17 protein-coding genes, 1 pseudogene and 1 riboswitch are annotated in these 18,078 nt (G+C 72.4%); of the genes and pseudogenes, 14 read left to right on the top strand and 4 right to left on the bottom strand.

Annotation, left to right across the window (positions count from 1 at the left end):
* Window positions 1-207: 207 nt before the first annotated feature.
* Complete coding sequence (locus tag ACGFIK_RS25280) at window positions 208-858, top strand: hypothetical protein (protein WP_327024638.1); 651 nt, start codon at window positions 208-210, stop codon at window positions 856-858.
* Window positions 859-875: 17 nt separating this feature from the next.
* Here ACGFIK_RS25280 and ACGFIK_RS25275 read toward each other — a convergent pair whose 3' ends face one another.
* Window positions 876-1,244: a hypothetical protein gene (locus ACGFIK_RS25275; RefSeq protein ID WP_327024637.1), complete on the bottom strand. Its 369-nt coding sequence runs from the start codon at window positions 1,242-1,244 to the stop codon at window positions 876-878.
* 183 nt (window positions 1,245-1,427) lie between these two features.
* Here ACGFIK_RS25275 and ACGFIK_RS25270 point away from each other — a divergent pair, with 183 nt between their 5' ends.
* The 6 genes and pseudogenes from ACGFIK_RS25270 (at window position 1,428) to ACGFIK_RS25245 (ending at window position 7,012) form a co-directional block, all read left to right on the top strand.
* Window positions 1,428-2,657, top strand: coding sequence for a helix-turn-helix domain-containing protein (locus ACGFIK_RS25270; RefSeq protein WP_327027018.1), 1,230 nt, complete (start codon window positions 1,428-1,430; stop codon window positions 2,655-2,657).
* A gap of 78 nt (window positions 2,658-2,735) precedes the next feature.
* A pseudogene (locus ACGFIK_RS25265) lies at window positions 2,736-3,659 on the top strand (ACP S-malonyltransferase); the annotation flags it as partial.
* Window positions 3,660-3,706: 47 nt separating this feature from the next.
* Complete coding sequence (locus tag ACGFIK_RS25260; RefSeq protein WP_327024635.1) at window positions 3,707-4,651, top strand: beta-ketoacyl-ACP synthase III; 945 nt, start codon at window positions 3,707-3,709, stop codon at window positions 4,649-4,651.
* Between the two features lie 84 nt (window positions 4,652-4,735).
* Window positions 4,736-4,975, top strand: a complete 240-nt coding sequence (locus ACGFIK_RS25255; protein WP_013735281.1) for an acyl carrier protein — start codon at window positions 4,736-4,738, stop codon at window positions 4,973-4,975.
* A 2-nt stretch (window positions 4,976-4,977) separates the two neighbouring features.
* Window positions 4,978-6,204, top strand: a complete 1,227-nt coding sequence (fabF, locus tag ACGFIK_RS25250) for a beta-ketoacyl-ACP synthase II (protein WP_327024634.1) — start codon at window positions 4,978-4,980, stop codon at window positions 6,202-6,204.
* 157 nt (window positions 6,205-6,361) lie between these two features.
* A complete protein-coding gene (locus ACGFIK_RS25245) occupies window positions 6,362-7,012 on the top strand; it encodes a lipoprotein (protein ID WP_327024633.1) in 651 nt (216 codons plus the stop codon).
* Between the two features lie 26 nt (window positions 7,013-7,038).
* Here the strand turns inward: ACGFIK_RS25245 and ACGFIK_RS25240 are convergent, their stop codons facing one another.
* Together ACGFIK_RS25240 and ACGFIK_RS25235 are read right to left on the bottom strand one after the other, a co-directional pair.
* The gene (locus ACGFIK_RS25240; protein WP_327024632.1) at window positions 7,039-8,781 is read right to left on the bottom strand and encodes a glycoside hydrolase family 3 N-terminal domain-containing protein; all 1,743 of its coding nucleotides are present in this window, start codon (window positions 8,779-8,781) and stop codon (window positions 7,039-7,041) included.
* A gap of 88 nt (window positions 8,782-8,869) precedes the next feature.
* Window positions 8,870-9,361 (bottom strand): DUF3145 domain-containing protein, encoded by a 492-nt coding sequence (locus ACGFIK_RS25235; RefSeq protein ID WP_327024631.1) that lies wholly within the window; start codon window positions 9,359-9,361, stop codon window positions 8,870-8,872.
* Between the two features lie 311 nt (window positions 9,362-9,672).
* Here ACGFIK_RS25235 and ACGFIK_RS25230 point away from each other — a divergent pair, with 311 nt between their 5' ends.
* From ACGFIK_RS25230 to surE, 6 genes are all read left to right on the top strand, one after another.
* A complete protein-coding gene (locus tag ACGFIK_RS25230) occupies window positions 9,673-10,002 on the top strand; it encodes a hypothetical protein (protein WP_327024630.1) in 330 nt (109 codons plus the stop codon).
* Between the two features lie 199 nt (window positions 10,003-10,201).
* The gene (locus tag ACGFIK_RS25225; RefSeq protein ID WP_327024629.1) at window positions 10,202-11,116 is read left to right on the top strand and encodes an alpha/beta hydrolase; all 915 of its coding nucleotides are present in this window, start codon (window positions 10,202-10,204) and stop codon (window positions 11,114-11,116) included.
* A gap of 98 nt (window positions 11,117-11,214) precedes the next feature.
* The gene (locus ACGFIK_RS25220) at window positions 11,215-13,326 is read left to right on the top strand and encodes a HelD family protein (RefSeq protein WP_393341623.1); all 2,112 of its coding nucleotides are present in this window, start codon (window positions 11,215-11,217) and stop codon (window positions 13,324-13,326) included.
* Between the two features lie 184 nt (window positions 13,327-13,510).
* Window positions 13,511-13,646: riboswitch (cyclic di-AMP (ydaO/yuaA leader) on the top strand.
* Between the two features lie 4 nt (window positions 13,647-13,650).
* Entirely contained in the window at window positions 13,651-14,709 is a 1,059-nt protein-coding gene (locus ACGFIK_RS25215) for a hypothetical protein (protein ID WP_327024627.1), read from the top strand.
* A gap of 212 nt (window positions 14,710-14,921) precedes the next feature.
* Window positions 14,922-15,902, top strand: coding sequence for a PfkB family carbohydrate kinase (locus ACGFIK_RS25210; RefSeq protein WP_327024626.1), 981 nt, complete (start codon window positions 14,922-14,924; stop codon window positions 15,900-15,902).
* Window positions 15,899-16,723: a 5'/3'-nucleotidase SurE gene (gene surE / locus ACGFIK_RS25205; protein WP_393341619.1), complete on the top strand. Its 825-nt coding sequence runs from the start codon at window positions 15,899-15,901 to the stop codon at window positions 16,721-16,723. Before ACGFIK_RS25210 ends, surE begins: the two co-directional genes overlap by 4 nt.
* Window positions 16,724-16,728: 5 nt before the next feature.
* On the opposite strand, the gene ACGFIK_RS25200 is transcribed toward surE, so the two are convergent.
* Window positions 16,729-17,094, bottom strand: coding sequence for an STAS domain-containing protein (locus ACGFIK_RS25200; protein WP_111218982.1), 366 nt, complete (start codon window positions 17,092-17,094; stop codon window positions 16,729-16,731).
* Between the two features lie 515 nt (window positions 17,095-17,609).
* On the opposite strand from ACGFIK_RS25200, the gene ACGFIK_RS25195 reads away from it, so the two are divergent.
* Entirely contained in the window at window positions 17,610-18,014 is a 405-nt protein-coding gene (locus tag ACGFIK_RS25195) for a hypothetical protein (protein WP_393341616.1), read from the top strand.
* Window positions 18,015-18,078 lie beyond the last annotated feature (64 nt).

Here is an 18,078-nt window from a genome sequence, read left to right as displayed (position 1 = left end):
CGGTAAATCCGCCCACTGCTCCACGGCCGCTACCATGCCGAGTCGAGATCGCAGATAGTCCAAATAAGTGTTCCACCGGCTGCAACCGATCGACGTTCGGCGGAGTCTTTAGGTGGGTACCCGTCCTGCGGGCACGGTCACCACCGCCGGCTTCCGGCGAGTGACCCCTGCAGCGGAGCCACCCATCGAACGGGGCGAGGAGGCGGCATGGTCCGACGGATGAGGCGACTGGCCGTACTGACGGTGGGTGGGTTGGCGGCGCTTCTGCTGTCCCTCACGGTCGCACAGCCGGCTCCGGCGGCACCGAAGTCGCCGCCGGCCGGGGTGGACATCACCGGGGACGGTCTCGCCGAACCGTTGCGACTGCGCGCCGAGCAACAGCCCGACCAGGTCAAGGCCATCGTCGACCAGGTGAGCCCCCGGGCGTTGGTACGCCAGTCGGGCAGCCCCAAGAAGGCCACCCTGGGTCCGAAGTACACCGTCGTGGTGCTGGCCGGTGACGTGCCCAAGCAGACCTACGACCTCTACCCGAAGGCGGTCGGCGGGCCCCGGGTCTTCCGTCCGGCCAAGCAGCCGGACTCCCGCAAGACCACCGCGGCCTGGTTCCTCGGACGGGTCAGCATGTCCGAGACCCTGCGCACCGTCGGGGTGCCGCTGGAGCGCACGTTCGAGTCGGTCAGCGGGGGCATCGGCGGGGGCGAACGGATCATCCCGGAGGAGGCCCTGAACCCGGCGCAGGACCTCAACGAGGCCTTCGGCGATCTGCGCCGCCTCCTGCTGCTCAACGTCGCCGTGGTCCTCGTGATCACCTTCGGCCTGGCCGGCATCGCCCTGCTGGTCCGCCGCCGCACCCGCTGACCGCAGCGTCCAGGTGATCAGCACCAGCGTCGGGGCGGGCGTTCCCGTCGGGTGGTGCGGCGGGCCGGGCGTACCGGGGCGTGCCGGTGGGCGCCGGCCCAGCCCGGCCGCTCGCTGAGGCACCCGGCAACGGTCGGCTCGACCGGCTCGACCGGCGGTTCGGCGGCCCGTTGCCGGGGCACCACCGGCTCGGCCGGGCCGGGTCGTACGGCACCCGGCTCCTCGTCACCGCGCTCCGGGGTCCAGCCGGCGTGCGGCTCGGCCGCCGGGGTGAGACCGGTCGGTCGGCGGTGATGGTGATGCTTGCCGGTCATCGGCTGTTCGTGAGTGCCCGGTCGACTCGGCTCCTCCTGAGCGCAGCCGTGTTCGGCGTCCCCCTGCGCCATCGGCTTCTCCTCACCTCTCGCCCGCACGCCGGTGCCCACCCGACGTGTCCTGACACCGTACTGGCCGATACCGACCGCCCACGCACCGCGTACCGGGTTGACCAGCCGGGACGCCTGCCGGCGGCTGCCGTAGAGGGCCAGTTCAGGACATGTCAGGCTAGGCGGGTGAGCGAATCGGGCGGGATGGAGCTGTCGGCCACACTGCGCCGGATCGAGCGGGCGGCCGGCTCCCTGGCCACCGCCAGCGTGGCCCGGATGGACGAGACCCTGCCCTGGTTCCGGGCGTTGCCGGCCGACCAGCGCTCCTGGGTGATGTTGGTGGCCCAGGCCGGCGTCCGCTCCCTGGTGCAGTGGCTCTGCTCGGGCGCCGGTGCCGGGGAGGGCACCCAGGAGGTCTCCGACGAGGTGTTCGCCACCGCCCCGCAGGCGCTGGCCCGCTCGATCACCCTCCAGCAGACCGTGGCCCTGATCAAGGTCACCATCGACGTGGTCGAGGAGCAGGTCAGCGAGCTCGCCGCCCCGGGTGAGGAGCCGCAGCTACGGGAGGCGGTGCTGCGCTTCTCCCGGGAGATCGCCTTCGCCGCCGCCCGGGTGTACGCGCGGGCGGCGGAATCCCGTGGCTCCTGGGACGCCCGGTTGCAGGCCCTGCTGGTGGACGCCCTGTTGCGTGGTGACTCCCCGGACGTGCTGGCCAGTCGCGCCGCCGCCCTCGGCTGGACGGACGCGCCACCGGTGGCGGTGGCGGTCGGCACCTCCCCCGGCGGAGAGGTGGCCGCCGTGCTGCACACCGTCTACCGCCAGGCGCGGCGCATCGGGGTGGAGGTGATCGGCGGGGTGCACGGCGACCGGCTGGTGATCGTGCTCGGCGGCGCGGCCGAACCGGTGGCGGCCACCGCCAAGCTGCTGACCGCCTTCGGCCCGGGACCGGTGGTGGTGGGTCCGGCGGTACCTAGCCTGGACGAGGCCACCGAGTCGGCGCGGGCGGCTCTGGCCGGTTACCGCGCGGCCCCGGCCTGGCCGGCCGCTCCCCGCCCGGTGCACGCCGGTGACCTGCTGCCGGAGCGGGCTCTGGCCGGTGATGCGGAGGCCCGTCGGCGGCTGCGCCACGACGTGTACGCGACCCTGGTACGGGCCGGCGGTGAGCTGCTGGAGACCCTGGACGCCTTCTTCGCGGCGGGCGGCACCCTGGAGAGCGCCGCCCGGTCGCTGTACGTGCACCCGAACACGGTGCGCTACCGGCTGCGGCGGATCTCCGATGTCACCGGGTTCAGCCCGCTGATCTCCCGGGACGCCTTCGCCCTGCGGGTGGCGCTGACGGTGGGTCGGCTGGACCCGGTGGTACCCACCCAGACAATGCCCCCGGCCGCCGGTAAAAGATCACAGGCTAGCGACGACAACCACCAACCTTTGTAGGATTCCTCCAAAGGTCCTAGTGCGGTTTGGTGTCAGTCGACACAGCGTTACGAGTGGCGATCCGGGAGAGTCATACACGTGCTAGCCGTACTCTGCCCCGGCCAGGGTTCTCAGAAACCCGGCTTCCTCACCCCCTGGATCGACCTGCCCGGCGCCGAGGCCCGGCTGCGGGAGTGGTCGACACTGGCCGGGGTGGATCTGGTGTGGCTGGGCACCGAGGCCGACGCCGACGAGATCCTCGACACCGCCCGCACCCAGCCGCTGCTGGTGGCCGCCGCGCTGCTGGCCGCCGAGCACCTGCCGCTGTCGGAGGTGGCCCTGACCGCCGGGCACAGCGTCGGGGAACTCGCCGCCGCCGCGCTGGCCGGCACCCTGCCGACCCAGGCGGCGATCACCCTGGCCGGGGTACGCGGCCGGGAGATGGCCGCGGCCTGCGCCCTGGAGCCGACCGGGATGGCCGCCGTGCTCGGTGGCGACCCGGACGAGGTGATCGCCGCGATCGACGGACACGGCCTGTACCCGGCCAACCGCAACGGCGCCGGTCAGATCGTGGCCGCCGGCTCGGTCGCCGGGTTGGACAAGCTGGCCGCCGAGCCGCCGGCCCGGGCCCGGATCATCCGCCTCAAGGTGGCCGGCGCCTTCCACACCCCGTTCATGGCGCCGGCGGAGGCCGCGCTGACCTCGGTCGCGGAGGAGATCACCCCGAACGACCCGGCCCGGATCCTGTTGTCCAACCTCGACGGCGGTCCGGTCCGCGACGGCCGCGAGGTCCTGCAACGGCTGGTCCGCCAGGTCACCGCCCCGGTGCGCTGGGACCTGTGCACGGCCACCCTCGCCGACCTGGGGGTGACCGCGGTGATCGAACTGCCCCCCGCCGGCACCCTCGCCGGCATGGTCAAACGGGAACTCAAGGCCACCGGCCTCCCGGAGATCGTCACCCTGAACACTCCGGACGACCTGCCCGCCGCCCGGGACCTGATCGCCCGGCATGGCACGACCGCCAGCCAGAACGGGTCTCGCGACGAGACCGACCACACGGAGGGTTCGGCATGAGCGGCAGCAGGATCATCTCAATGGGTCACTACCAGCCGTCCCAGGTGGTGACCAACGACGACCTCGCCCAACTGGTGGAGACCAACGACGAGTGGATCCGCGACCGGGTCGGCATCGCCAGTCGGCGCATCGCCGGTGACGAGACGGTCGCCGACATGGCCGCCGCCGCCGCCGACAAGGCGCTGGCGAACTCCGGCCTGACCGCCGCCGACATCGATCTGGTCGTGGTCGCCACCTGCACCTCGGTCGACCGCAGCCCGAACGTGGCCTGCCGGGTCGCCGCCAAGCTGGGCATCCAGGCCCCGGGGGCCTTCGACCTCAACACCGCCTGCTCCGGTTTCTCGTACGCCCTCGGCACGGTCGATCATGCAATCCGGGCCGGTGCCAGCCGCAACGCCATCGTGATCGGGGCCGAGAAGCTCTCCGAGTTCATCGACTGGACGGACCGCTCCACCTGCATCATCTTCGGTGACGGCGCGGGCGCCGCGGTGGTCACCGCCACCGCGGAGGGCGAGGCGCCGGGGGTGGGCCCGGTGGTCTGGGGTTCGGTGCCCGAGCGCGGTGAGGCGGTACGCATCGAGGGCTGGCGCCCGTACATCGCCCAGGAGGGCCAGACCGTCTTCCGCTGGGCCACCACGGCGTTGGCGCCGCTGGCCCGGCAGGCCTGTGAGCGGGCCGGGGTCGACCCCTCGGAGCTGGCCGCTTTCGTGCCCCACCAGGCCAACACCCGGATCATCGACGGCATCGCCAAGCGGTTGAACATCCCGCAGGCGATCATCGCCAAGGATCTCGTCGAGTCCGGCAACACCTCGGCGGCCAGCATTCCGCTGGCCCTGTCCAAGCTGGTCGAGCGCCGTGAAGTGCCCTCCGGCGCGCCGGTGTTGCTGTTCGGCTTCGGCGGCGGTCTGACCTACGCCGGTCAGGTCGTCCGCTGCCCTTGATACCACCTCGGCGCGTCGTCGCCGAGGAGCTAGGCGGCGGCGTCGCCGCCGCCGAGGAGAACCCGATGAGAGGAACCCACCGCAATGACCCGTGACGAGATCACCGCCGGCCTCGCCGAGATCCTCGAAGAGGTTGCCGGGGTGAGCCCGGACGACGTGGCCGAGGGGAAGTCCTTCACTGACGACCTGGACGTCGACTCGCTCTCCATGGTGGAGGTCGTGGTCGCCGCCGAGGAGAAGTTCGGCGTCAAGATTCCGGACAACGAGGTGCAGAACCTCAAGACGGTCGGGGACGCCGTCAGCTACATCGAGGCGCAGTCCTGATCATGAGTCGTTCCGACGTCGTCGTCACCGGGCTAGGCGCGACCACCCCGCTGGGCGGGGACGTCGCGTCGACCTGGGACGCCATGCTCAACGGCCACTCCGGGGTGAGTGCCCTCACCCAGGAGTGGGCCGAGCAGTTGCCGGTCCGGATCGCCGCCCAGCTCGCGGTCGATCCGGCCACCGTGCTGGACCGGGTGAAACTGCGTCGGCTGGACCGTTCCGAGGCGATCGCCCTGATCGCCGCCCATCAGGCCTGGGCCGACGCCGGCCTGGCCGACTCCGCGCCCGACCCGGAACGGGTGGGGGTCAGCATCGGCTCCGGCATCGGTGGGGCGGTCACCCTGCTGGCCCAGGACGACATCCTGGAGGCCTCCGGCCCGCGCAAGGTCTCCCCGCACACCGTGCCCATGCTGATGCCCAACGGTCCGGCCGCCTGGGTGGGGCTGGAACTCGGGGCCCAGGCGGGGGTGCACTCGGTGGCCAGTGCCTGCGCCACCGGCGCGGAGGCGATCGCGCTGGGTCTGGACATGATCCGGGCCGGGCGCGCCGACGTGGTGGTGGCCGGTGGCACCGAGGCGGTGATCCACCCCCTGCCGATCGCCGGTTTCGCCTCGATGCGGGCCATGTCCACCCGCAACGACGAGCCGCAGCGGGCCTCCCGGCCGTGGGACAAGGGTCGGGACGGGTTCGTCCTGGGTGAGGGCGCCGGCATCGTGGTGCTGGAACGCGCCGAACATGCCGCCGCCCGGGGTGCCCGGGTGTACGCCCGGCTGGCCGGTTCCGGCATCACCTCGGACGGGTACGACATCGTGCAGCCGCACCCCGAGGGTGCCGGAGCGATCCGGGCCATCGAGAAGGCCATCATCGACGCGGACGTCGCCAAGTCGGACATCGTGCACGTCAACGCGCACGCCACCTCGACCCCGGTGGGTGACCTGGCCGAGATCAAGGCCCTGCACCAGGCGCTCGGCGACCACCCGGTGCTGACCGCTACCAAGTCCATGTCCGGGCACCTGCTCGGTGCCGCCGGTGCGCTGGAGTCGATCGCCACGATCCTGTCGATCCGGGACGGCCTGGTGCCCCCGACGATCAACCTGGACGACCCGGACGACGGTCTGGACCTCGACGTGGCCACCAACAAGGCCCGGGAGATGTCGATCGAGGCGGCGCTGAACAACTCGTTCGGCTTCGGCGGTCACAACGTGGCGCTGATCTTCACCCGCGTCTGACCCGTCTCACCGTCACCCCTGCCGTCGCCGTCATGGCGACGGCAGGGGTTTCGTGTTGGCCCGCCCCGACGGTCGCAAGCGCTGACGAACTTGACGGCGACGGACACTTTCGCTTTTGTTAAGCGCTTCGATAGATCAACAGCGGGGAGTGGACATCGTGGGACGATCCCGGTTCGTGCTGGCGGCGCTGGCCATCGGGCTGCTCGCCGGCTGCGGCGGCGGTGAGCAGACCGACTCCGGCGAGCAGCCCGGCGGCAGCGCGACGGGTGCGCCATGGCACGACGAGGTGGCCTCGGCCACGGCGAGCGGAAAGGTCGGCGCCGGTGCGCCCTGTCCGCTGCCGGTGACCTTCGAGCTGGCCGACGGGTGGCGGGCGAAAGAGATCAAGACCGCCGACCCCGACGACGAGGTGGCCGCCGCCGTGGCCGAGGCGTTGACCCGACGCGGCGGCTCGACCGTGCGCTGCGAGGTGGACGGCCGCGCTGTCGTGTCGGGCTTCCTGCGGGTGTGGACGGCCGATGACGCGGACCTCCCGGTCCGGCAGGCGTTGGAGGCGTTCGTCGCTGCCGACGGGAAGGTGACCGATCCGCAGTACCGCCAGACCCGGGTCGGCGGCCTGGAGGTGGTCGAGGCTAGTTGGCTGAGCCATCGGGAGTTGCTCGACGAGGACATCCGGGAGTGGGCGCTGGCGGTCCGGACCGGTGCGGCGACGGTGCTGTTGGAGGCCAGCAGCACGAGCTTCGGTGACCCCCTCGACGTGCTGCCCGCGTACCGGCTGGCCCGCGACACGCTGACCGCAGCCCCCTGACCGCAGCGCCCGGCCGGATCGTGGCGTCAGCCGGCGCAGGTGGTGGCGGGTAGTCCGGAGACCTTGACCGGGGATCGCCCCTGGGGTCGGGCCTTGCCGGCGAGCACCTCGGCCAGGGCCTCCATCGCGGCCCGGCTCGACGAGTAGGTGGCCAGCAGGGTCGGTGACTTCGCCTGACCGAGCACGTACGGGGTGTCCATGGCGACCGTGACCGCCGCGTCGGCCCGCAGGTCCCCGGCCCGGTCGCCGTACCCGACCAGGTGGACGATCGTGCCGCCGCTGGGCACCACCGGCACCCCGGCCTCGGTCAGCGCCTTGGTCAGGGCGGCCCGGGTGTGTGCCCGGCCGTCGGAGGAGGTCACCGTGACCGGTCCGGGGATCACGGCCTGCTCGCACCGGCCGCGCAGCACGGTCACCGCGGCGGCGGCCAGGGCCCGTGCCGCCGCCCGGTGCTCCGGGGTGGCCAGGGCGGACAGCTCCGGTGCGGGAGCCCCGGACAGGGTGAACTTCATGGTCAACACCCGGGTGACGGCCTCGACCAGTCGGGCCCGGGGCAGCGAGCCGTCCCGCAGGGCCGCCAGCAGCCCGTCGTAGGCCTGGCTCACGTTCGGTGGCATGAGGATCAGGTCGTTGCCGGCCTTCAGGGCGCGTACCGCAGCCTCCCCCGGCCCCCAGCGGCGCGCCGGAGGCATGTTCATGCCGTCGGTGATCACCACTCCCTGGAAGCCGAGTTCCCCGCGCAGCACCTCGGTGAGCAGCTTGTGCGAGAAGGTCGCCGGCACCCCGGGGTCCACGGAGCGGACGTCCAGGTGGGCGGACATCACGGCCAACGCCCCGGCCTCGATGCCGGCGGTGAAGGGGGGCCACGCCTGCGCCGCCAGCTTCTTGCGGGACTGGCTCAGCACGGGCAGGTCCCGGTGGGAGTCCTCCGCGCTGTGCCCGTGCCCGGGGAAGTGCTTGACGGTGGCGGCCACCCCGGCCGCCTGTAGTCCGCGTACCGCCCCGCCGACCTGCGCCGCCGCCCGTTGCGGGTCCGCGCCGAAGGACCGGGACCCGATCACCGCGCTGCGGGTGACCAGCACGTCGGCGACCGGCGCGAAGTCGACATTGATCCCCATCGCCGCCAGTTCGGTGCCGGCGACCCGCCAGGCCGCCTCGGTCAGGTCGGGATCACCGGCGGCCCCGGCGGCCAGGGCGCTGGGCAGCATGGTCACCCCTTCGGTGACCCGGGTGACCACCCCGTACTCCTGGTCGGTGCCGATCAGCAGGGGTGCCGGGGCGGCGGCCAGCTTGCCGGCGGCCTCGCGCAGTCCGGTGGTCAACTCCCGGACCTGCTTCGGGTTGTCGACGTTGGTGGTCGGCTGGTTGCCCTGGGTGGGATCGTCCGCGCTGAAGCCGACCAGGATCAGCCCGCCCAGCCGGTACTTCTCGATCATCTCGGCCGGGGTGTCCACCCCGGCCAGGGCCCGGTTGCCGGCCGCCGATCCGGCCGACACCTTGGTGGCCCGGTCGCCGTACGCGTAGGGCATGAGCACCTGACCGACCAGGTCCTCGTCGGTGAGTTCGGCTACCAGGGCGGCGGCCCGGGCCGCCGGGTCCAGGCTCGCCGACGGCGCCGGCCCGCTGGACGAGGGCGCCGGTTCGGTCGAGCCGGGCGGGACCTCCACGCCGGGGCCCTGCCCGGGGTCGGAGCAGCCGGCCGCGAACAGCATGGTCACCGCGAGGAGCACGGCGACGACACGCCGAGGGGTAGTCGACACGCGGCCCATCCCACCAGGTGACCGGGGACCGGGCAACTCGGCCTGGCCAGGACCGGCCGCCGGCGGACTTCCGCACCGCCGGCGGTCGGGGCCGGGCTCAGCCGACCCGGGTGAGCAGGGTCACCGGGGCACCGTCTCCGGCGTAGCGGTACGGCTCCAGTTCGGCGTCCCAGGCGGTGCCGAGCGCCCGGTCCAGGGCGTGCGCCAGGGCCTCGGGTCCCCGGGCGGAGGCCATGATGCTGCGCAGTCGGTCCTCGCCGAGTTGAATGTCACCGGCCGCGCCCACGGTGGCCCGGAACAGGCCGCGACCGGGGACGTGCATGAAGCGTTCACCGTCGGCACCCGGACTGGGTTCCTCGGTGACCTCGAAACGGATCATGGGCCACTGCCGGAGGGCAGCAGCCAGCTCGGCGCCCGTTCCGGGGCGACCGGACCAGCCGCATTCGGCTCGGCGGGCGCCGGGGTCGACGGGCTGGGCCGTCCATTGCAGGTTGACCGGCGCGGCAAGGACGCGCGCGATCGCCCACTCGACGTGTGAGCACACGGCGAGCGGGGTCGAATGGACGTATACGACGCCACGCGTTGGCACGGTGACCTCCCGGAGAGCGAGGTGCGTCTTCCCCTACGACCTCGCCCGCATCCGGGTGCTTGTTGCACACATGATGACTGGTGTGACGGATGGTGCGCCAGGGAATCGGCAAATCCGCCGGTCGGAATAGTCGAACCGGGGGCCGTGGTTCCATCTCGTGACGCCGTGATGACCAGCCGGGATCGCGGGTCGTGTACAGTTCCATCGGCGGCCTGTGCCGCGTAAGCCTCTCGTGGGGTCACCCATCGGGTGCCGCCCCGCAACAGCCCCCGGACGTTCCGTCCTCCGTACGTCTTGCAAGGAGTACCTCCGTGGCGAGCAACACCTCTAAGACCGCGCGCGCGTCAGTCCGGGCCGGCCAGGCTGGCCAGGGTGGCGCCCTCAGCGTGCTGGGCGAGTTCAAGTACCTGATCCCGCTCAACGGCGGCAAGCACGCCTACGTGCGGAACCTGACCAACGGCAAGACCGTGCACCTGCGCACCGACTCCGAGGCCTTCGTCGAGGAGATCCGGGTGCTGGCCGCCGCCGGGCACGCCGCCAAGATCCGGGCGGAGATCAACAACCTCAACGCCACCCACCCGGGCGACGGCTGGGACGCCGCCGAGAAGCGCCTGGTCGAGGCCGGTGTCTTCGAGGGCTGAGTCCCCTCACGTACCACCACGAAACGCCCGTCCGGTCTGCCGGCGGGCGTTTCGTCGTCTCCGGGGTCGGGCCCGTCCCGCCTCAGCCCGGTCGGCACCTTCTCAGCATCGTGGTTGGCGTGGTGTCATGGCGGGTAGCCGGTGTTACCACCGGGTATCCCCGGTGTCACGCAGCCACGCGGGCTTGGGGGAGGTGGCGATGCCAGAGCGGGTCGAGGTACGAACTCCTGACGACGTACGCCTGCACGTGGAAGTCAGCGGGCCGGCGGAGGCCGAGGTCACCGTGGTGCTGGTGCACGGTTGGACCCTGGACGGCCGGAGCTGGCACCGACAGGTGGCGGCCCTGCGGGAGAACCACCCCTCGGTGCGGGTGGTCACCTACGACGCCCGCGGGCACGGCAGGTCCAGTTGCATGGCCCTGCCCACGGCCACCCTGGCCCAACTCGGTGACGACCTGGCGGCGGTGCTGGACGCGGTGTCACCCACCGGCCCGGTGATGCTCGTCGGCCACTCCATGGGCGGCATGACGATCATGGAGTACGCCCACCGGCATCCCGAGCACTTCGCGGGACAGATCGCCGGTCTGGTCTTCGTCTCCACCACCGCCGAGGGGCACACCCACACCGTCTACGGCCTGTCGCCCCGGATCACCCGGATCATCCGGTTGGCGGAGACCACCGGGGCCGGGGTGCTGGCCCGCTGCGGCTCCTGGCGTCCGCCCCGCCCCCTGCTGCGGGCCTTGCAGCCCAGCATCCGCTGGATGCTCTTCGGCGAGCGCTGTGACCCCTCGGACATCCGCCTGGTCACCTCGGCGGTGGCCCGTGCCTCGCTGCGCTCGATCGGCGGGTTCCGGGCCTCGATCGGTGACCAGCACCGGCTGGAGACCCTGGCCGCGTTGGCGCACCTCCCGGCCGCCGCCCTGGTCGGGGACAAGGACCGGCTGACCCCACCGCCCTGCGCGGAGTCGATCGCCGAGGCCCTGTCCGCGACCGAACTGGTGGTGTGCCCGGGGGCCGGCCACATGCTGATGATGGAACGCCCCGAGGAGGTCAACGAGGCCCTGTCCGGCGTACTGCGTCGGGTCCTGGGCGCCAGTTCCGTCCCGGGTTGTTGACAAAGGTCCCCTGCCCGAGAAGGTGCCCTTCCCTGCCCGTGGCGGGTGGGGCGTAATCTCGTGCGGTTGGCCGGGCGGCGGGACGAGGAGCACGAGCGGTGGATCAGAGCACCCTGGATCAGGAGATCGCCGTCGAGCAACGGCATCTCGACCGGGTGTACGCGCGACTGGCCGAGCTGCGGCGCGCGGCCGTCATCGCGGAGCGGGACGGCTACCGGCTGGCCCGGGTCGGCAACTTCGGCGCCCTGGTGGAACGCGACGCGATGGTCTTCCACGCCGCGCAGCGACGTCACCTGCTCGACGCGGAGTACGAGGGGCTGGTCTTCGGCCGGCTGGACCTGCGGGACGGCCAGGTGCTCTACGTCGGGCGGCTCGGCATCCGTGACGAGGACGCCAGCACCCTGGTGGTCGACTGGCGCGCCCCGGCCGCCGCGGCCTTCTACCAGGCGACCCCGGCCGAACCCCTCGGGGTGGTGCGGCGCCGGACCATCCAGTCCAGCGGGGAACGGGTCACCCGGATCGAGGACGACCTGCTCGACCCGGACGCCGCACCGGCGGAGATGCCGGTGGTGGGCGACGGGGCCCTGCTGGCCACCCTGTCCCGGACCACCGGTCGGGGGATGCGCGACATCGTCGCGACCATTCAACGGGAGCAGGACGAGGCGATCCGCTCCCCCGCCTCCGGGGTCACCCTGGTCTCCGGCGGCCCGGGTACCGGCAAGACCGCGGTGGCCCTGCACCGTGCCGCGTACCTGCTCTACGCCGACCGCAGCCGGTACGCCGGGGGCGGCATCCTGGTCCTCGGCCCCTCCTCGGTCTTCGTCTCCTACATCGCCTCGGTGCTGCCGTCGCTGGGCGAGGACGCGGCCACCCTGCACTCCCTGGGCAGTCTCTTCCCCGGGGTGACCGCCACCCGGACCGACCCGCCCCGGGTGGCCACGATCAAGGGCTCGTTGCGGATGCGGCGGGTCCTGGAACGGGCCGTCCGGGATCCCGCTCCGGGGGTACCCACCCAGTTGCGACTGCTGTACCGGGGACAGTTGCTGCAACTGGACCGGGCGGAGCTGAACACGATCTGGAACCGGGCGCTGCCGCGCGGCGCCCGCCGCAACGAGGTGCGCCGGGCCGGCTTCGACGGAGTGCTGGCCGCGCTCTGGGCTCAGGCCCGTCGACTGGGCATCGGCGCTCTGCCCGAGCAGCGCGCCTTCGAGGACGAACTGATCGACCGCCCCGACTTCCGGGAGTTCCTCAAGGCCTGGTGGCCCCGGCTGCATCCCCGGCACGTCCTCGGCTGGCTGGCCGACCATGAGCGGCTGCGCCGGTACGCCGGGGGCGTCCTGTCCGGCGCAGAGATCCGGCTGCTGGCCGAGGCGTACCAGGGGCTGGCCACGGAGGGTCCGACGGTCGCCGACGCCGCCCTGCTGGACGAACTCGACACCCTGCTCGGTAAGCCGATGCGCCCGGCCCGGGCCAAGCGGGACCCCTTCCAGTTGGCCGGCGGGGTCCGGGAGTTGAGCACCTTCGCCGATCGACAGCGAGCCGCCCGGCAGGCCGCCCGCGAGCGCCCGGAGGACTACCGGGACTACGCCCATGTGGTGGTCGACGAGGCGCAGGACGTCTCGCCGATGCAGTGGCGGATGATCGGCCGACGGGGTCGGCTGGCCTCCTGGACGGTGGTCGGCGACCCGGCGCAGACCGCCTGGACGGGAGATCCCCAGGAGTTGACCCGCGCCCGGGACAAGGCCCTGGGACGGCGTCCGCGCCACCTGTTCACCCTGACCACGAACTACCGCAACTCGGCGGAGATCTTCGCGGTGGCGGCCGAGGAGATCCGTCGGGTGTACCCGGACCTTCCGCTGCCCACGGCGGTCCGCTCCACCGGGGTGGAGCCGATCCGACTGGTGGTGCCGGCGGCCGAGTTGGCCGGCCGGGTGGTCTCGGCCGCGCGCACCCTGCTGGAGGAGGTCGAGGGCACCGTCGGGGTGATCACTCCGGTGCCCCGGCGGGCGGAGGTGGCGGGCTGGCTCGGCGGCCTGGGCGGCGATCGTCTCCAGGTGGTGACGAGCCTGGAGGCCAAGGGCATGGAGTACGACGGGGTGGTGCTGGTCGCCCCGAGCGAGATCCGGGCGGTGCCGGACTCCGGGGTACGCACCCTCTATGTCGCGCTGTCCCGAGCCACCCAACGGCTGACCACCATCGACCTCGGCTGAGCCCGCCCGGACACGCTGGGTACGGACACCCCGGTGACTGGTGTCACCAAACGGGCATATTCGACACTTATGTCTGATTCTCTGGTGAGCAGACGAACACCACGAGTCACACCGGCTGCACAGGTAACGGCAGTCCCGGTAGGCTCGGCTCCGGCCTCCGCCAGGCGGCACCCACCGGTGCCGGCGGTGGCCGCCGCTCAATCGCCCGCGAGGGCGAGCCGGGGAACCATGTTTTTCTGGGGTGCATCCGCGCACGCGCGGTAGGGATCTTCCGTCCCGAACCCGTCAGCTAACCCGGTCGGCGGCTGACGGAAGGACATGTGCATGCCAACAGTGGCAACCGCTAGACCGGCCGCCCGCACGGCGGCCCTGATCTGCGCGGCGCTCGCCCTGGCCGTGGGGGCCGCGCTGCTTCCCGGCCCCGCCGCGGCGGCGCCCGGCGATGTCGGCGACGAAGGCGGCACCCCGGCGCTGCGGGCCCAGTTGGAGGCGGCCAGCAAGGGGTACCTCGACGCCAAGGCCGCCCTGGACCGTTCGGTCAAGCGGCAGAAGCAGCTGGCCGGCCAGCTCACCGCCACCGAGAGCCAGCTCGCCGAACGCGGCAGCAAGGTGGCCGAGATCGCGGCCCAGGCCTACCGCTCCGGTCGGCTCAGCGCGGCGTCGGCCCTGCTCAACAGCGCCTCCCCGGCCGGCTTCATGGACCGGGCGGCGGCCCTGGACGCGGTGGCCGCCAACGAGGAGCGCGCCCTGGGTGAGCTGCGGGCCACCCGCGACGAGGTCAGCCGGACCAAGCAGGCGCTGGACCGGGAGGTCCAGGAGCAGCGCAAGCAGGTCGCGGTGATGGCCAAGCGCAAGGATCAGGCCGAGCGGGCCCTGACGGTGGCCAACGAGCGGGCCGAGGCCGCCCAGCGGGCCGAGCGGGCACCGACCCGGGCCGGTGGATCCAGCCCCCGGGCCGCCCCCGCGCCCCGCAACGCGAACGGCTCGTGGCCGGCGGAGTCGTGCAGTGTCAACGACCCCACCCCGGCCAACGGCTGCATCACCCCGCGCACGCTGCACGCCCTCAAGCAGGCCAAGTCGGCCGGGTTCACCCGGTACGTCTCCTGCTACCGGTCGGGCGGCTCCGGCGAGCACCCCAAGGGCCGGGCCTGCGACTTCGCGGCGCAGAAGAACGGCTTCGGTGGGGCCGCCACCGGCGGTGACCGGACCTACGGCAACAACCTGGCGGCCTACTTCGTCAACAACGCCGACCGGCTCGCCGTGCTCTACGTGATCTGGTACAAGCAGATCTGGCTGCCCAGCAGCGGCTGGAAGACCTACAGCGGCGCGCGGGGCGATCCGTCCAGCGACCACACCAACCACGTACACCTGTCGGTGTACTGACCGATCCTCGCCGACGCCGGGTGGGCATCCCCACCCGGCGTCGTCGTGTCCGCCCCGGCCGCTCGAAGATCCCTGTCCCCCGCCCGTCGCCGCGCGGGAATCCGCCACCTTGGTTACCGTCGAGGGTGAAGTGGACATTTCGCCACGAGGGGGCAGTGCATGAGGCAATCCACCATCCGGTTCACCCGGCCCGACAACCGCAGGTGGCTCCGGTGACCGGGCACGTCATGGTCTTCGCGCCCACGCCGCTGCTGACCGTCACCGTCGACCAGCCCAACGACACCCCGGAGCTGCACCTGCACCCCGGCGGGCAGGGGGTCTGGCAGGCCCGGATGGTGCTGTCCCTCGGTGTCGAGGTGGTGCTCTGCACCACCCTGGGCGGCGAGATCGGGCAGGTGCTGGAGCCGTTGCTGGTCAGCGAAGGGGTGGAACTCAAGGTCGTGGCCCGCGACTCCGGCGGCAGCGGGGGGTACGTGCACGACCGCCGGGAGGGCAGCCGGCGGGAGGTCATCGACGTGCCCGGTCAGCCGTTGAGCCGCCACGAGTTGGACGAGCTGTACAACCTGGCCCTCAGCGAGGGACTGCGAGCGGCGGTGTGCGTGTTGAGCGGCCCCAACCACCCCAGCCTGGTACCCCCCGACCTGTACCGCCGCTTCGCGGCCGATCTGTGCGCCAACGGCAGCCCGGTGGTGGTCGACCTCAGCGGCGAACACCTGACGGCCGTCCTGGACAGCGGGGTGTTCTTCCTCAAGGTCAGCCACGAGGAGTTGATCGCGGACGGGCGGGCCGCCGGTGAGGATCAGGATCAGCTCATCACCGCCCTGTACGACCTGCACACCGCCGGCGCGGACAACGTGCTGGTCAGCCGGGCCGACAAACCGGCCCTGACCCTGCTCGACGGCGAGGTGTTCGAGGTACGGATGCCCCGGTTGGAGGCGGCCGACCCGCGGGGCGCGGGGGACTCGATGACCGCCGGGGTGGCGGCCGTGGTGGCCCGGGGCGGCGACATCCGTACCGCGATCCGCACCGGGGCGGCGGCCGGCGCGCTGAATGTCACCCGGCACGGGCTGGGCACCGGACGACTGGATTCGATCACCGGTCTGGTCGACCGGGTCGAGTTGGTGCCGGCCGGCAACCGGCCGCAGTTCCGCACCACCCCGGACGAGTGGGCCCACCGGGCAGGCGGCCGATGACCCTGCGGGTACTGATCACCAATGACGACGGGATCTCCGCCCCCGGCCTCCACTCGCTGGCCCGAGCCGCGGTCGCCCGGGGCCTGGAGGTGGTGGTGGCCGCCCCCTTCGAGGAGGCCAGCGGCACCAGCGCCGCGATGCGGGCGGTGGAGCAGGAGGGCAGGGTGGTGGTCCACGACCATCCCCTGCCGGAGTTGGCGACCACCCCGGCGTTCGCGGTGGGGGGTTCTCCCGGGTTCATCGCCCTGATCGCCGTGCACGGTGCCTTCGGGCCACCCCCGCAGGTGCTGCTGTCCGGAATCAATCGGGGCGCCAATGCCGGCCGGGCGGTGCTGCACTCCGGCACGGTGGGCGCGGCCTTCACCGCGGTGGCCAACGGTTGCCCGGCGATGGCGGTGTCCCTGGACGTGCTCTCGGCCGGTGAGGCTACCGCCGCCAGCGGGGGTGCGGCGGTGGCCGAAGCCGCCCGGGTACGCGATGTCGACCGACACTGGGACACGGCCGCCCGGGTAGCCCTGGACCTGCTGCCTCGGCTGCTCACCGGACCGGTGGCGAGCGTGCTCAACGTCAACGCACCGGATCTGCCCTTCGGGCGGCTGCGTGGGATACGCCGGGGCACCCTGGCCACCTTCGGTCAGGTGCAGATGACGGTCGCCGAATCCGGTCAGGGATTCGTGCGTACCTCGCTGGAGCAGCCCGGTCAGGCGGTGCAGCCCGGCACCGACCTGGCCCTGCTGGCCGAGGGTTACGCCTCGGTGACGGCCATCCGGGCCCTCACCGAGGCGACCGATATTGATCTGTCAGGTCTGGATCCCGACTGAGGGCCTCAGGCCCCCGGCAGGACCTCGGGTGTCGCGGCGGCCCCCGCGTAGTACGGCTCGGGGGCACCGAACAGACCGAGCAGGCCGGTCACCCAGAGTTGCCGGTGCACGAACCGGCTCGGCTCGGTGACGACCAACTTCACACCACTGACCTCGGCGGTCTGGAATCCGGCGACCATCGCGCTGATGCCCACCGAGTCGATGAAGGTGACCAGCCGCATGTTGAGCTCGATCCGGGCCGGCCGCCCCTTGGCCAGCACCTCGGCAATGGCCTCTTTCACCTCGTACGCGGTGTCGACGTCGATCTCCCCTCGGGGGGCGATCTCGATGACACCACCAGGCCGAACCGTCTGAAGGATCGACAGGCTCACGCGAGCACCTCCACTCGCCCGTACGACGGGCGCCTCATCAGTACGCGGGCCGCGACCGAGAGTATTCCTCCAACGGCCTCGGTCGCCACCCCTCGGGATGAGCAATTCGCGGACAGGGGCATCTCACGTCCCCTTCGTCCGGAATTTTCATGTCCTATCACTCGACGCGCTGGCCGCCAGTCCATGTCGCGCGCCAGCCCACGCCGCCGAACCAGGGTAGCGGGCCGACGCCAACGGTTTCGATATCCGGCGCGCCGAGGCCACCTCCCGAGGGCCTGCACCCCTGGTGGCAGGCCTGCGACCAGGGGCTGGATGTGCCTAGCATCACGATTGACCGTTTCCGCGTCCCTCGGCGGGGTGCGGGAGGTAGGGGAACCCGAGGATCGTCTCGTCGTGGTTTGCGCCGATAGCGGACGGGGCACAGCCTCCGCAGGCGCACCCCGCCGCACGCCGGGCAAGCCGCCGAGGAGGTCTCCTGCGGGCACCTGCCTCGGCACCGTCGAGGAGGAAACCACATGTTCGGAACCAACCTGCTGGACCGCCGCAGCAAGCCGGAGCGGATCGCGGATGACGCCTGGCACCACCTCGTGTCGGCGATGAACACTGCGGGTGACACGCTCCGCGACACCACCCGCTCCGCCCGGCACACCTCCATGGGGCTGGCCGACGACGCCGGGGACCTGGTGGGTTCGGCCGCCGAGGAGGCCCGCCGCCGGGCCACCCGGGCCTTCGACGCCCTGGCCGGTCGCAGCCCCGCCCTGCCGTGGACCTTGCTGATCGGCGCGGCCCTGGTCGGTGCGGCCATCGGCTGGGCCGCCGGAACGGCCGCGCGGGCCGCCGGCAGCCAGGACCGGTCCGTGGACGACATCGAGTTCGTCGATGTCGAGCGCCCGGACTCCCCCGCCACGACCGACCGCTGACCGAGGGCCGCACCGCCCGCCCGCGTCATGGTGACGGGCCCCGCCCGACCGGCCAGGTCGGACG

Origin of the sequence: Micromonospora sp. NPDC048871 (assembly GCF_043198155.1) — a bacterium.
Taxonomy (GTDB): Bacteria; Actinomycetota; Actinomycetes; order Mycobacteriales; family Micromonosporaceae; genus Micromonospora.
The sequence above is the reverse complement of the archived record's forward strand: the minus strand, read 5'-3'. Positions and strand labels throughout refer to the sequence as shown.